Source organism: Streptococcus sp. LPB0220 (assembly GCF_008727815.1).
In the GTDB taxonomy this organism is placed as follows: Bacteria; Bacillota; Bacilli; order Lactobacillales; family Streptococcaceae; genus Streptococcus.
On sequence record NZ_CP044230.1, the window covers coordinates 1842211 to 1857171 of the forward strand.

15 protein-coding genes are annotated in these 14961 nt (G+C 44.8%); 4 read left to right on the plus strand and 11 right to left on the minus strand.

The genetic code is table 11. The features are described from left to right. Window positions 1-84: 84 nt before the first annotated feature. The 7 genes from fni to LPB220_RS09430 form a co-directional block, all read right to left on the minus strand. Window positions 85-1089 (minus strand): type 2 isopentenyl-diphosphate Delta-isomerase, encoded by a 1005-nt coding sequence (gene fni, locus LPB220_RS09400; RefSeq protein ID WP_150906568.1) that lies wholly within the window; start codon window positions 1087-1089, stop codon window positions 85-87. Further along, a complete protein-coding gene (locus LPB220_RS09405; protein WP_150906570.1) occupies window positions 1086-2093 on the minus strand; it encodes a phosphomevalonate kinase in 1008 nt (335 codons plus the stop codon). The genes fni and LPB220_RS09405 overlap by 4 nt, the downstream gene beginning before the upstream one ends. Further along, window positions 2083-3033, minus strand: a complete 951-nt coding sequence (gene mvaD / locus LPB220_RS09410) for a diphosphomevalonate decarboxylase (RefSeq protein ID WP_150906572.1) — start codon at window positions 3031-3033, stop codon at window positions 2083-2085. Before mvaD ends, LPB220_RS09405 begins: the two co-directional genes overlap by 11 nt. Then, the gene (gene mvk / locus LPB220_RS09415) at window positions 3015-3893 is read right to left on the minus strand and encodes a mevalonate kinase (RefSeq protein WP_191904633.1); all 879 of its coding nucleotides are present in this window, start codon (window positions 3891-3893) and stop codon (window positions 3015-3017) included. Before mvk ends, mvaD begins: the two co-directional genes overlap by 19 nt. A 172-nt stretch (window positions 3894-4065) precedes the next feature. Further along, entirely contained in the window at window positions 4066-5007 is a 942-nt protein-coding gene (locus LPB220_RS09420; RefSeq protein ID WP_191904608.1) for a serine hydrolase domain-containing protein, read from the minus strand. 10 nt (window positions 5008-5017) lie between these two features. Continuing rightward, the gene (locus tag LPB220_RS09425) at window positions 5018-5785 is read right to left on the minus strand and encodes a CppA N-terminal domain-containing protein (protein ID WP_150906578.1); all 768 of its coding nucleotides are present in this window, start codon (window positions 5783-5785) and stop codon (window positions 5018-5020) included. Between the two features lie 107 nt (window positions 5786-5892). After that, window positions 5893-7170, minus strand: coding sequence for a DUF308 domain-containing protein (locus LPB220_RS09430; RefSeq protein ID WP_412180391.1), 1278 nt, complete (start codon window positions 7168-7170; stop codon window positions 5893-5895). 101 nt (window positions 7171-7271) lie between these two features. Here LPB220_RS09430 and LPB220_RS09435 point away from each other — a divergent pair, with 101 nt between their 5' ends. From LPB220_RS09435 to LPB220_RS09445, 3 genes are all read left to right on the plus strand, one after another. After that, complete coding sequence (locus LPB220_RS09435; RefSeq protein ID WP_150906582.1) at window positions 7272-9560, plus strand: Xaa-Pro dipeptidyl-peptidase; 2289 nt, start codon at window positions 7272-7274, stop codon at window positions 9558-9560. A 104-nt stretch (window positions 9561-9664) separates the two neighbouring features. Beyond that, window positions 9665-10159 carry a DUF536 domain-containing protein gene (locus LPB220_RS09440; RefSeq protein ID WP_003008835.1) on the plus strand — a complete coding sequence of 165 codons (495 nt, stop codon included), beginning with the start codon at window positions 9665-9667 and terminating at the stop codon, window positions 10157-10159. 53 nt (window positions 10160-10212) lie between these two features. Beyond that, on the plus strand, window positions 10213-10806 hold the full coding sequence (locus LPB220_RS09445) for a 3'-5' exonuclease (protein ID WP_150906583.1): 594 nt from the start codon (window positions 10213-10215) through the stop codon (window positions 10804-10806). A gap of 207 nt (window positions 10807-11013) precedes the next feature. Here LPB220_RS09445 and LPB220_RS09455 read toward each other — a convergent pair whose 3' ends face one another. The 4 genes from LPB220_RS09455 to LPB220_RS09470 all read right to left on the minus strand — a co-directional run bounded on the left by LPB220_RS09455 (window position 11014) and on the right by LPB220_RS09470 (window position 13519). Next, window positions 11014-11313 carry a YbaB/EbfC family nucleoid-associated protein gene (locus LPB220_RS09455; protein ID WP_003005613.1) on the minus strand — a complete coding sequence of 100 codons (300 nt, stop codon included), beginning with the start codon at window positions 11311-11313 and terminating at the stop codon, window positions 11014-11016. A 162-nt stretch (window positions 11314-11475) separates the two neighbouring features. Continuing rightward, a complete protein-coding gene (locus tag LPB220_RS09460; RefSeq protein ID WP_023919178.1) occupies window positions 11476-12000 on the minus strand; it encodes a DUF924 family protein in 525 nt (174 codons plus the stop codon). Window positions 12001-12003: 3 nt separating this feature from the next. Continuing rightward, on the minus strand, window positions 12004-12852 hold the full coding sequence (gene larE, locus LPB220_RS09465) for an ATP-dependent sacrificial sulfur transferase LarE (RefSeq protein ID WP_023919180.1): 849 nt from the start codon (window positions 12850-12852) through the stop codon (window positions 12004-12006). Between the two features lies 1 nt (window position 12853). Beyond that, on the minus strand, window positions 12854-13519 hold the full coding sequence (locus tag LPB220_RS09470) for a Crp/Fnr family transcriptional regulator (protein ID WP_191904609.1): 666 nt from the start codon (window positions 13517-13519) through the stop codon (window positions 12854-12856). Between the two features lie 160 nt (window positions 13520-13679). Here LPB220_RS09470 and larA point away from each other — a divergent pair, with 160 nt between their 5' ends. Next, complete coding sequence (gene larA, locus LPB220_RS09475) at window positions 13680-14954, plus strand: nickel-dependent lactate racemase (protein ID WP_049507509.1); 1275 nt, start codon at window positions 13680-13682, stop codon at window positions 14952-14954. The last annotated feature ends 7 nt before the right edge of the window (window positions 14955-14961 follow it).

Here is a 14961-nt window from a genome sequence, read left to right on the forward strand (position 1 = left end):
AGGTTCAAAACTAAGTCATAGAACTTCGTAGAAGTTCGCTGACGTCCGTACTCACCTAAGGAAAGTTTCTAAAATGATTTTTCTTCATTTTCTCTGTTGCTTCGCTTGCCATAATTTTCCATAGAGGAGATAGTCAACTTCACGGAGCTCTTTCAGGTTCTGACAACCGAGCGCACAAAGGAGCAATCTGAGGTCTTCTTTCCATCCTTGGACAAGGACGATCACTTCTTCAATGCTTTTGTTTTCAACCATCTCAAGAAAAACGCGGGAAAGTCCTACGCCACGTGCTCCAAGGACCAAGGCCTTGACCATATCAAGGGGATGACGGATGCCCCCACTTGCGAGGATCTCAACCTGATCTATCTGATCCTGTAACTGTAAGAGACACTGCGCAGTTGATTGTCCCCAATCATCCAGATAAGCGCGATTGCCACCACGACGATTCTCAATATAAGCAAAACTAGTGCCACCGCGTCCAGAAATATCAACGGTTGTGATCCCAGCATCTAGCGCCGACTGGACTGTTTTAGGATCCATGCCAAAACCGACTTCCTTCAGGACTACAGGTACAGGAAAGCCCTGCCCATAGCTCTTGAGATGGTCTTTCCAAGTGTGGAAAATCCGCTCCCCTTCGGGCATGAGCAGCTCTTGCATCAGATTCACATGAACTTGAAGAAAGAGGGGTTGTAGCTCTTCCACTGTTCGCAAGCCCAAATCTGGCTCTTTATCGATGCCAATGTTGGTCGCTAAAAGAAGATGAGGATGGTCTTTTTTGACCGCATACGATTGATCGCTCGGATCCTTCAGCCCTGCACTGTAAGAGCCAGTCACAAAGAGAATCCCACAAGCTTCGGCTACTGCTGCCAACTTTTGATTGATCTCTTTAGCCCGTTTACTCCCGCCTGTCATGGCATTGATATAAAAAGGAACCTCCCAATCACGCCCTGCGAAATGGGTTGTCAAATCAATCTCCGCTAGATCCACAAGGGGGAGGGATCGGTGAATCAGCTCGATCTCATCAAAGCTATTATAGGAGGAGCTTTGCTCCAAGGCATAGCGAATATGCTGGTCTTTTCGATTTTCGCTCACGAATCTCCCATCCTTTCTTGGTAAATGACTTCAAAATTCTTTTCCTTCCAGCGGTCTATCAAGGTCTGAGTCTCAACTGGGTCAAAACTAAGGGCGATTCCACAGTCGCCTCCTCCAGCACCACTGGATTTGGCACAGGCAGAAAGTCCCTCTGTCGCTTCTTGCAGCTCTTTTAGAGCTGGGGTATAGATCAAAGAGTTCAAGGCCTTTAGGTTCTTATCCGCACGTTTGATACTGGCCTCAATTTCCTTTTGGTTCCCTTCACGGAGGCCTTTTTCAAGATTCTTCACTGCACTCTGACTCTCCTGAAGAAATTCTTCCTTGATCGCTCCCTTGACCTGACGGATCAAATCACTTGAAATCGCTGGTTCCTTGGTCCAACCAACCAGGAAATCATAAGAGATGGCTGGCTGGATCAAGCGGATCTGGTAGTCCCAATCCAGGTCTAAAACTTGTGAAAGAGGCTGAGAAGTCAAGACTTCATGCAACCAAGCCCGATCAAAGGATTGGTAATAAATCAAGTCCTCGTTGGCGATACAAGCCAAATCGCCCATGGAACCATTGTCCCCTCTTTGCACCAAGACCACTGCTGCTAGTCGAAAGAGCAGATCTGGACTTAGGTCTAGTTCATACAGAGTGGCCATGGCCTTGATCACGAGCAAGACCACACTTCCGCTGGAACCAATCCCATACTTTTTCCCCTCTTCGCCCAGTGTCCCTCTAAGGTGAAGATCAAAGGGTTTAGGGGCTATCCCCTGATCTTTCAGCCACTCTTCCATGAGCTGAATGGTCTCTTGAATCAAGGCGTAGTCCTTATTTGGGGTCAAATCCACCCGGTAACCAAAGAGATCTGAGGCTAGCTGATAGCTTCTAGATTCTTGGATAGTAGCTGACAGATAAATGGGAATAAACTGAATCACGGCTCCATAGCCAGGCGTTAGCACCGCGTATTCTCCAGCTAGATAGAGCTTGCCTCCAGTCTGTACCTGATACTTAGTCTTCATCTTGAGGGTCCTTTGTCTTAGATACGATGGTCCGATAGCGGGCTTTAAATAAAGGCACCAGCTGATCCAAGTCTTCTTCTAAACAGAGAACCTTAACGTTTGGCCCTGCATCCATAGTAAAGTAACAAGCATGGCCTGCTGCGCGAAGCTCACGGACAAAGTCCATGGCTTTGTGGCTTTCTTCTGTCAAGTAGCTAAAGGCTGGAGTGGCTGTTCTAGTCGTCGTATGCATAGCAAGGGCATTGCGCTCTGTCAGCTGACCGACCTGTTCAAAATCATTGCCAGCTAGATAGTCCAGCATGTCCTTATAATCTTGTCGAGACTCTTCGATCCATTCTTTGAAATTAGTCGAAGTCTCCATGCAGCGTTTCATACCTTCCCGGCTGGAAACGGGCTTTTGCTTGTCATTGAGAACCAGCATGATCATCGCGAGTTTCAGGTCTGTTTTAACCTTATAAATTTCTCCACTTTCTTTGTCCCAAGCTGCTAAGGGACCAAAGAAAGACCGTGAAGAAGAGCCCGAAGCAAACTTGGCTTTTTGAGCCAATTCCTCCTGGCTCAAGCCCAAATCATAATACTGATTGCAAGCCTTGACAAGAGCAGAGAGGCCACTCGAGCTAGAGGACAAGCCTGCTGCGGTTGGCATGTTGTTGCTGGTATCCACCCGAACAAATCCTGCTTCATCTGCTGGCTTCAAGCTATCAATCACAGCTCCAATTTTGGCTTGCTCAGCTGGATTTTGGAATTCCCCATCGATGTAAAATTTATGCGCAGTCGCATCTGCTGGCAAGGGAGAGAGACTCGTCTCTGTATACATATTCTCTAAGGTCAACGAAATCGAACTGGTCGAAGGGACCATCTGTTTGGCATCTTCTTTTCCCCAGTATTTGATAATCGCAATATTAGCATAGGACTTAGCCTTTACAGGTTTTCGATCCATGTATGGTGCGCTCCTTCTTTTTCTAATGCATGGGCAATGGTTGCTGCTTCACGAGAATCCTTGACGAGGGCAATCACACAGCCTCCAAGACCGCCTCCGCTCATTTTAGCACCTAAGGCCCCATTTCCAAGGGCAACGGCGACCAGGTGGTCTGCTTTTTCACAGCTGACACCTACGGCTCTCAAGTGCTCATGGCAAGTAGTCAGAGCCTGTCCTAGGTTCGTTAGATCATTCATTTTCAGAGCCGCTTCTACCTGCTGGGTCAACTGACCAATCTCATGGAAATGGGACAAAACTTCCTGCCCTTTAGCTTCAACCTTTTGAATCGCCTCACGGGTATTGCCGTGAATCCCCGTATCCGCAATCACCAAACTCGCTTTTATACCCAGCTCCAGCGGGTAAAAGCCGACATTCCGGATGAATTTAATGGCTTGATCGCTCAGACAAGTCTTGGCATCCAGACCGCTTGGATTCATATGGGCAATGGTTTCTGCTCGATTGACCAGGATTTCTAAGGTCTCATCGTCCAGCTCCTCTTGATAATAGTCAAAAACTGCACGAATAGCTGCGATACTGACCGCCGCAGAGGACCCCATCCCCCGTTTTTCCGGTACCATAGACTGAATCCGACAGCGAATCCGGGCCTCACGAATCCCGAGGTGCTCAAGAGACGCAAAAACCGCCATGGACAATGTGTCATCTTCAAACAAAATCCATGGACTGTCTGCCGGGATGATCTGGCAGATCACTTCGATATGATGGAGTGGCAGGGCAATAGCCGGATAACCATAAACCACCGCATGCTCTCCAATTAAGATAATTTTACTATGCGCCTTTCCGACGCCTATCTCTTTATGCATATTCATCTCGCTCTACTAAGGTCATTACTATTTTAATATAAATCAGCCAAAAAAGCGATGCTTTTGAAGGAAATCCAACCTAAGACGGAGTCCAAAAATGAATCACCCAGAAGAGCTCCTTCTTATGGACAGACAAGAAAAGGCCGGGATCCGTCATCCCAGCCATCCATTTCTATTTTTCACATTCTTGTTTGATCAAGTCCATCAAAGAGTTGCGGTCTAAGATCCATTGGGCCCGTTCGTCCTTCTCATAGGTCCGGTTAGACAAAAAGATCACAGCTTCCTGCCTCTTTCGATTGTACATGATGAAGGTTCCAGTATAGCCCGTATGATCCAACCAGTCACCCTCTAGATTCCATCCGAGAGCGCGGGTCTTGCCCTCTTCACGCGCAAAATTCTGAGACAAGTCACGCGCAAAATCATCCTTCAGATAATGCTCTAAGAAGCGCTCTAGATCAGCAACAGTTGAAAAAAGTCCAGCACTTCCCGCATGACGACCCAGAACTCTCGCTTTGGGATCATGAACACTTCCAGAAGCAAGGCCACGGACCGTTGGCACCGCCTTTTCGACCGGTCCAAACCGTGTTTCCATCATCTTCCAGGGCGCAAAAATCAACTCTTCAAATAAGCGATCCAAGGGCTGGTGAAACCTGTCTTCTAACCAAAAGCCCAGCAAAAGAAAATTGACGTCGGTGTAATGAAAACTCTTGTCTTCTTTTAACTGCAAATTTTCAAGGGCCGTTTTCAACTGTCTCGCATCCAATTGATCCCGGTTGGGGATAAAAGGATCAAGTCCTGACGTATGGGTCAAGAGTTCCCGGATGGTTGTCTTCTCATGAGCAAAACACGGGTAAAGCTCTTTAAAGGGGCGATCGAGCGGAAGCTCCCCTTTCGCATACAAAAAGGCACAGATGGTAGCGACTCCGACGACCTTACTGACACTGGCCAAATCATAGACCAGGTCAGCCACTACTGGCTCTTCTTTTTCAGGGTCCGCAAGTCCTAGATAGTGCTCACTCCACTGACCATTGCGGTAAAGCGCAAGAGAGGCACCTGGATAGATGCCTTCTTGGATTTGTTCGGTAATTTTTTCGATGATTGCATTCACGCTCATCACTCCATTCTTATTCTTCATAAGAAATATGGACCTGATCTTGATTGGCTTCAAACCAGAGTTCGATCTGGCTTGGATCCTTGGCAATCAAGAAAGTTCCCTTACGGTGCACAAAATCGACAGCTTCTCCCAAGCGTTCTTTCAAGACTTCCACATCAAAAGATGCCAATTCAATCTTGATCATGCTCAAATCCCAGGTCACCTTGTTCTCCACTTGGAGATCTTCTCCTTGAGCTTCCTGCAAATGGATAAAGCGGGCAAGATCTGGCAAGCTACTATAGAACTTCTCAGACTCAGCAAGATCAGCCACGTTGACCTCAAGAAAGTCCACATCAAAGTTCGTCAAACCTTTGAAATCTTCGGGAGCTTCTACAAGAGGCGCTTTCTCCAACGGTTCTAGGCTTTCAAGATTTTCTTCAGCATGCACGAAAATGGTATCTCCTTGAGGAGACACAACTTCAAAGGCGCGACCATTAGCTCCTTGGTAAAGGGCGCTTGTTTCTGGCTGGCGGGCCAACAAATAATCAATTTCTTGAGCTTGTGCCACTTTCACCACGATGCGACCCAATTTCTTTGGACCTTCGACCTTACGCGAACGCATACTCGGTGACTCTTCTAAGACGATTTTTTCTACTTTTGAGGCATCTCCTAAAGATAGGAGAGCTCCTTCTTCCACTAATACTTTCATTCCCAATGTCTCTTCATAAAAGCGTTGATTGACATTTCGGTTATTCACTTTCAAGACTGGGATCACTCTTACGATCTGATTTGCTGTCATAACTTCCTCCAAGCTCTTTTTATTGTAAATAATTTTCTGGTTTTTTACAAGAAATTTTGCGCAAGAAAAGACAGATTTCTCAAAATTTAGAATCTGTCTTTCTTTTCTTAATATACTGTTCGTGTATGGACCCGCCCGTTTGGAGCTTCAAATTCGTATTCTAAGTAATCCTGATAGGTCCCTGGTGCAATCACTCCACGCACATCTAATACAGCCGTTCCCGCCTGTCCCACAATGGAATCTGCTAACAGGCAGCAATTCGTAGACAGAACAAAGTAAGATTTAAAACGCGAAGAAGTAAATTTATATAGCTCAGCCCCTAAATCATATTTCAATTTGTAAGCGTAGGTCGGCTGACCGTCTTCCAGTAACCTACTAGGTGGATCCCAAGGTTCTAACAACTGATCAATTTCAGCTAGACGCTTCTCTACTGCCTGATTCTCTTCTTCGGTAAGGGATAGGCTGTAGCCAAACAGCGTCTTTTGACTCTCTTTTTTACATAGTTCGATGTATGGTTCCTTATCCACTTTAAACAGTACGCCATCCCCAATCGTCCCAAATAGACGCTCTGAAAAGGGATCGTAACTTCCGTAAGAAATGACCTTTCCCTGATAACAAATATCTACATGCCCAATCGCTCCAAATAAGTTGCTGTCAGAAGTATGAACCAAAATTTCTAATTCCCTTGCCTCTTCTTCTTTTTTCACCAATCGATAAGGGCCTGTGTGTCCCGCCGAGCTCCCTTTTTGAAGAAACTGGTTAAACCGTTTTAACTCCTTAGCAGGGATAAAGGCTGCAAAGATAACCGGTAGGCTAATACGAAAGCGACGTTTTAACTCTTGGCCTTGTTGGTCTTTGTCAAATAAAATACCATCTCGAATATTAGAAATCCCCAACAAGACCAGATAAGCCCCCAAGAGGATAAATTGGAAGTGCCCATCTGAACCATGTTCCAAGACAGTTGCTAGACCAAGCCCACCGTTTAAAAGCGCATCCCATAAATAGAGCCAGCCTCCTTTTACCCGATTGGCCTTATAAAGCCAAAATGTGATCCCATAGACAATGGCACTCCCCAACTGATATGCCCCTAAACAAATCACAACTAAGTTTACGGGCAGACTACTCAGTCGATTCAACCAGATCAACGCAAGTGAAAGAAAAATAAACCAAATAGAGTGGCTATAGGAAATAGACTTGCTACGTAACAAAAAGCGAAGAAGAAAGCTTCCTAGTCCATCAACTAAAAAGTAAATGGCTAATAGATCCAAGGAAAATTTGGTGAAACCAACGCCGTTTCGAAAAATGAGAATCCCAAAAATGACGGCAAGAACCCCAAACAATAAGGTCCGTCTTCTTGCAACTTGTTCAAAAGATATTTTTTTCAATATTCCTTCTCCTTATAGACGAAAGGTCTTTAGACAAATACTATTTTATCAAGTATAATATAAGAAGTAAAGAAAAAAGAAACTGATAAAAGGAGCAGTCTATGAAATACAATCAATATAGCTATCTATCTGTTGACCAAAAAGACATTCTTAAGGAACTAAAAGAAATTGGGTTTGACCTTCCCACCCACCTCCCAGAAAAAGAACTGTTTGAATGGTTTGTCCGCAAGGTTTACTTCACCTATAAAGATACAGATTATCCCCTCTCTAACCTAGTGGTGGATTCTAAAACAGACTTTTTAACGTATATCCAATCTGACTGCGAATGGTCTCCGAACATTTTTTACACAGTAGCCCTCCAATTACTCGGTTTCCGCTATTTTATTGATTTTGAAGATACGGATAGCTTCTTGAAAGAAGTCCAATTTCCGATTGAGTATGGAAACTTGGTAGAAAACCTCTATCACCTTCTCAATACTCGAACAGTAAAAGGAAATTTACTCATCGATCAGTTGGTCAGCGATGGCTTGATTCCTGAAGATAACCAGTATCACTATTTTAACGGCAAGAGCCTCGCAACCTTTACGAGCCATGATGCCATCCGCGAGGTCGTCTATGTGGAAAGTCGGGTCGATACCGACCAAGATGGTCTGCCAGACTTGGTCAAGGTCAGCATTATCCGTCCTCGCTATGAAGGCAAGATTCCAGCTGTTATGACCGCAAGTCCTTATCACCAAGGGACCAACGATAAGGCCAGCGACAAGGCCCTCTACAATATGAATGTGAACCTCCAGGTCAAAGAACCTCATACCATTCAAGTAGAAGTACCTCAATTAGAATTGGTGGATCCTGTCGGTTCAGCTGAGCTAGTCGATGAAGCTGAAGAAACTCTCACCCATATCAATTCCAGCTATACCCTCAACGACTACCTCCTTCCACGCGGCTACGCTAATCTCTACGTATCTGGAGTGGGGACAAAAGATTCGCAAGGCTTGATGACCAATGGAAATTACCAACAAATCGAAGCCTACAAGAACGTTATCGACTGGCTCAATGGCCGTTGCCGGGCCTTTACAGATCACACACGCAAACGCCAAGTCAAAGCTGATTGGTCTAATGGAAAGGTCGCAACCACCGGGATCTCTTACCTTGGAACCATGTCTAACGGCCTTGCGACCACAGGTGTGGACGGTCTTGAAGTCATCATTGCAGAGGCTGGGATCTCTTCTTGGTACAACTACTACCGCGAAAACGGCCTCGTGACGAGTCCTGGTGGCTATCCTGGAGAGGATTTTGATTCGCTTGCTGAGTTGACCTATTCCCGCGCCCTTCGGGCTGGAGACTATCTCCGCCACCACGCAGCCCATGTCGCTGATTTGGAAGAGGTTAAAAAGCAATTGGATCGCAAAACAGGGGACTACAACCAGTTCTGGCACGACCGCAATTATCTCTTACATGCTGATCAGGTGAAGGCTGAGGTGGTTTTCACTCACGGTTCCCAAGACTGGAACGTCAAACCGCTTCACGTCTTTAATATGTTCCAGGCTCTTCCAGCAAGCATCAAGAAGCACCTCTTCTACCACAATGGTGCCCATGTTTACCTCAACAACTGGCAATCCATTGACTTCCGTGAGAGCATGAATGCCCTTCTCTCTAAAAAATTGCTGGGCTACGATTCAAACTATGAATTGCCAACTGTCATCTGGCAGGACAACACAGGAGAACAAAGTTGGACTTCCTTGGATGATTTTGGCAACCAAACAAGTCAGCGGACCTTCTCCCTGGGAGATGACGAAAAAGTCATCCAAAACCGCTACGAGACAAAAGATTACGAGCGCTATGGCAAGGCTTATCCGACCTTCTTAAGCGATCTTTACCAAGACAAGGCCCAACAGGTGACAATCGATCTTCCAATCGAAGAAGACCTGCACCTCAACGGGAAAGCTCGCCTTCACCTGCGACTTTACTCCAGCACCAATAAAGGCCTTCTCTCAGCCCAACTCTTAGAGTTTGGAAGCAAGAAATACCTCCAACCCTATCCTGCAGTCTTATCGGTCCGTACACTGGATAACGGTCGCTACCATATGCTAGACAACTTGACCGAGTTGCCATTCAAGGAAGCGGGCCAACGAGTGATTTCGAAAGGTTATCTCAACCTCCAAAACCGGCATGACCTCTTAGAGGTTGAGGCCGTAACACCAGGCGAGTGGATGGAATTTGACTTTGATCTCCAACCAACCATCTACAAGCTCGAAAAAGGTGCAACTCTTCGCTTGGTCCTTTACACGACGGACTTTGAAATCACTGTGCGTGATCAAACCGATTACCAACTCACCATTGACTTAGCACAATCAAGCCTCCATCTTCCTGAAATGACAGAGGTCCACTAATCGTGGTATCAAGGCTTAGCCTTTCTTTGCTTCATTTGACAGCTTAGCCTACTTATGTTACTATCTAATAGAGTATTTCATAGAAAAAGATATTAGAGGAAGTTATGGCGATTGAAAAAACTGTCAGCGAAATTGCTGAAATTTTAGGAGTCAGCCGCCAGGCGGTCAATAACCGTGTCAAGGCGCTGGCTCCAGAAGATACACAAAAAAACGAAAAAGGGGTTACCGTTGTAACCCGTAGTGGCTTGATCAAGCTCGAAGAAATCTACAAAAAAACTATTTTTGAAGATGAGCCAGTCAGCGATGATGTGAAGCAACGCGAATTGATGGAAATTTTAGTGGATGAAAAAAATGCTGAAATCGTCCGTCTTTACGAGCAACTCAAAGCCAAAGACGAGCAACTCGCTAAGAAAGATGAACAGTTGCGCGTGAAAGACGTTCAAATTGCTGAAAAAGACAAGCAATTGGACCAACAACAACAATTGACTTTACAAGCAATGAATGACCGCGACACCTTGAAACTTGAACTCGAACAAGCCAATGAAAAAGTTCAAGAGCAAGAAAGCAAAGGTTTCTGGGCACGCGTTTTCCGTCGATAATCTGGGGCTGGATCCTACCAGTCCCTTTTCTTTTCTACCACAGGAGATTTTCCATGAAAACATTAGAAGATTATATCGCCTTCGATCTCGAATTTAACCAATACGAAGGTGCCTATCAGATCATCCAGGTGTCTGCCGTGCGTTTTACGGACGGTAAAGAAGTCGACCACTACGACTCCTACGTCTACACCGATAAGCCTCTAAAAAGCTTTATTAACGGCCTCACTGGCATAACCCAGGACAAGATCCAAAATGCTCCTCAACTCGAGCAGGTCCTCAGTGAATTCAAGGCCTTTGTAGGAGACCGGCCCTTGATCGGATACAATGCCAAAAAGAGCGACCTACCCATCCTACTTGAAAATGGCTTGGATCTAGAAGACCAGTACGCTGTCGATGTCTTTGACGAGGCTTTCGAACGTCGTCCATCTGACCTCCACGGCATTAAAAATCTCCAACTCCACACCGTTGCAGAATTTTTGGGGGTAGCAGGAAAATCACACGATAGCTTAGAAGACGCCCGCATGACAGCTCTTGTCTACGAACAATTCCTCGAATTTGATCAAGGCCGCACCCTCCTTGAAGAACAAGAGAACTTCTCCACCAACCCCTTCGGAGGCTTGGACTTATCCGGATTTTTTGATGAATAAAAAGAGAGAGTGGGACAGAAATCGGTAATTCGTTAGAATTCGATTTCGTCGTCCCACCTCCGCACAGTTGAGTAGGGCTGTAAAAGCTGAAGAAATCAGCGTAGTAGAGCCCACTCAACCACTGCGTCTGGCTCAACAATCCAAAAACAATTAAGAGGCTAGGACTTTTGTCCCAGCCTCTTTTGAATTAATGAAAACTTCTTTAGCTTAAAATGGTAATTTTCCTGCGAAAGCACCGAGTTTTTTCTTGGTTGCCGCATCAATTTCTTCAATGGCAGCATTGATGGCTTGCACCGTCATATCAGAAAGAGTTTCTGTATCTTCTGGGTCGACCACTGCAGCATTGAAATCGATGGAAACAACCTTCTTATCACCTGTAAGAGTTGCAACAACCAAGTCTTGAGCAGATTTCCCTACAAATTGAGTTGCGGCTAATTCTGCTTGGCTTTGCTCCATTTGCTTTTGCAATTTTTGAGCTTGCTTCATCATATTTTGCATATTCATCATAGTAATGACATTCCTTCCAACTTCTGAAATTTACAGTTCATTATACCATTTTTTAGACGCTTGGAAAAGCCTAGGTGAGGGAACTCTGACATCATGCCTGCTGTTTCAGGCAATTTCATGAAGAGAGAAAAGAGTTTTGAAATCTGTGGGCCTCATCTTCCCTTAAAAGCCAGAATGTTCTTTCAAATACTCCTCTTCTTCCTTGGTCGAAGGCCGTCCTAAGATGGCATTCCGATGTGGATAACGCCCAAATTGTTGAAGAATGTCCATGTGCATCTTCTCATACTTCAAACGCTTTTCTAAGCCCGGTTGATCAAATAGGCGCAGAGCTTCTTCATGAATGGTTAAAGATTCCGAATGCATAAAAGGCATGTAGAAAAATCCTCTTTGTACAACTGGTAGATCCAAGGCTTGCTCTAAGCCTTCTTGGGCCAAGACCAAGGCCAGGGAATCTGTCGCAAAAGCTTGGGCAGTCCCTCGAAAAATATTGCGAGGAATTTGGTCCAAGAGCAAAATCTCTGCTAAACGCCCTTCTGCCGTAGCCCGCCAGTGAAACAATTCCCCACGACTGGCCTTCCAATAAAGTTCCTCAAAGCGCTCCCGCATTTCTTGATCCAGTGCTTCTGATTTTTTGAACCAATCCTCTGGCTTCAACTCTTCGAACCAGAACCTTATCACTTCCTTCATTGCTTAACCTGCCATAATTTTTTCTTTTGTTTTTTCATCCAATGCATCATTCATCCGGCCGTACTTATATCCAGCCAAATCCAAGGCTACATAGGTAAATCCGATTTTTTTCATGTAGTCATTGATCTTGTCATGCAGTTGGATGGCTTTAAGCAGATGGTCTTCTTCCACTTCGATGCGCGCCAAGTCTCCATGCACACGCACACGGACTTGCTCAAAGCCAAGTCCTACAAGGAACTCTTCCCCTTCAAAAACCCGTTGTACATTTTCTGAAGTGATTTTCACTCCGTATGGGAAGCGTGAGGCAACGCTACAAGATGGCACCTTATTCCAATTGGAGACCCCTCTTTCCTTGGCCAATTGACGAATTTCTGTCTTATAGAGGCCGGCTTCTTGCAAGACACTGCGGACACCCGCTTCGTCCCGAGCCTTGATACCAGGGCGAAAATCGTCGATATCATCCATAATATTGCCGTCTACCAATTGCTTAAAGCCCAGTTCTGTAACTGAATCCTTAATAGTTTGGTACATCAATTGTTTGGTGTAATACCAAATATTGGGCGTATTGGCAGCAATCCGTGGATCACTCAATTCTCTCATTTCCAGTCCAAGCACAGGTGCTCCTAGCTGATCGGCCAAGTCGAGCGCTAGATCGAATTCTTCATTTGAAAACATCTCAGAGTTCACGACGGCCGCAATAACATTGTCAGGTCCCAAGGTATCCAAGGCCACCTTCAAGAGATAAGAGCTGTCAATCCCACCTGAATAGGTAACGGCTACCTTTCCGATTTTTCGTAAAATATCTTGTAATTTTTCTTCTTTTTCTTTTCTGATTTGTGCTTCTGTTGCCATGTTAGAATGTTTCCCTTCCAATAAATTCTTCGATTCGTTCGATGTCCAAAATAACGATCTTTTGCTGTCGAATGTCTAAAACACCCTCCCGCTTTAATTCGTTCAGGATGCGGTTGACACTGTTTCGGGTTGAGATCCCACAAAAACCAGCAATATCTTCGTTGGTAATATTAAAATCAATCAAGAAGCCGTCTTCTTGCTCCACACCAAACAAACTGCTTAGTTTTTGCAAATGAAAACAAACCGCCCCTTTTTTACCATTCATCATCATATACTGCTGAGACTCCATACTTTCAGACAGTTTATTACGATAATAGTCCCTCACATAGTCCTGCAGCTCTTTATGCTCTTTGACAAAATTCCAAAACTTGACCCGAGGAATACGATAAAAACTTGCTTCTTCTGTCTCCACTCGCACATTGAAAGGTGAGTCTGTATAGTTGGACACCTCATCACGAATCAAAGAGACAATGTCAATGGCTTTTAGATAGGAAAAGTTAAACTCACGCCCATCACGCATGATGACACTTGTCTTGACCACACCTTCTTTCAAGATGTAGATGTAATCCTCTTTGATCCCACGATAGGAGAGGTAACTATGGTATTTTTTCTTGACGATCGGCGTTCGCCTATCTTCCAAAAATTTCACTAAAAATTCTGAATTCACGACGGTTTTTCCTCCCCATCTGCTCTTTCTTGAAATCACACTAATGATACACCTGTTCTTAAACAATATAGTTAACATTTGTTGACATCAATTGATGCACACCTCTTTTTAAAAAGAATTATACTATAAGTATCAGTATTAATAAAGGAGATCGCAAATAATGGTAGAAATTAAATTACCGTACGACAAAAAATCGATTGTTGCAAAGATTCCAGATGAAAACTTTGCAGGATTGTTAGAGTCTAAGGCGGAAAACTTCCATAACCCACTGTCTGAAGAAGAAACTGTTGAACGTTCAATGGACAACCCTATCGGCAGCCCTACTTTGGAAGAACTTGCTAAAGGCAAAAAAGACATCGTGTTGATCAGTTCTGACCACACTCGTCCCGTTCCTTCTCACATCATCACTCCAATCATTTTGCGTCGTATTCGCTCAGTTAACCCTGATGCACGCGTGCGTATCTTGGTTGCTACTGGTTTCCACCGTCCTTCAACTCGTGAAGAATTGATCAATAAATACGGCCAAGAAATCGTTGACAATGAAGAAATCGTTATGCACATTTCAACAAACGACGATGACATGGTTAAAATTGGACAACTCCCTTCAGGTGGTGACTGTATCATCAACAAAATCGCTGCTGAAGCTGACTTGTTGATAGCAGAAGGATTCATCGAATCTCACTTCTTCGCTGGATTCTCAGGTGGACGTAAATCAGTCCTTCCAGGTATCGCATCATACAAAACTATCATGGCGAACCACTCAGGTGACTTCATCAATTCTGATAAGGCACGTACTGGTAACCTTGACCACAACCCAATCCACGAAGATATGCTTTACGCTGCTCGTACTGCAAACTTGGCCTTCATCGTCAACGTTGTATTGGACGGCGAAAAACACATCATCGGATCTTTCGCTGGGGACATGGTTGAAGCCCACAAAGTTGGTTGTGACTTCGTTGCAGACTTGGCACATGTGTCTAAGATCGAAAGCGACATCACAATTTCAACAAACGGTGGTTTCCCACTTGACCAAAATATCTACCAAGCTGTTAAAGGGATGACTGCAGCCGAAGCTTCTAACAAAGAAGGCGGAACAATCATCATGGTGGCTGGATGTGCAGATGGTCACGGTGGAGAAGGTTTCTATCGCAACCTTGCTGACGTAGAAGATCCAAAAGAATTCTTGGAACAAGCCATCAATACACCTCGTTTAGAGACTGTCCCAGACCAATGGACTTCTCAAATCTTGGCACGTATTTTGGTACACCACCATGTTATCTTTGTATCTGACCTTGTAGATCCTGAATTGATCACAGGTATGCATATGGAACTTGCAACTTCATTTGACGAAGCGCTTGAAAAAGCCTTTGCTCGTGAAGGAAAAGATGCTAAAGTAGCAGTTATCCGCGACGGACTTTCTGTCGTTGTTGAATAGAATCAAA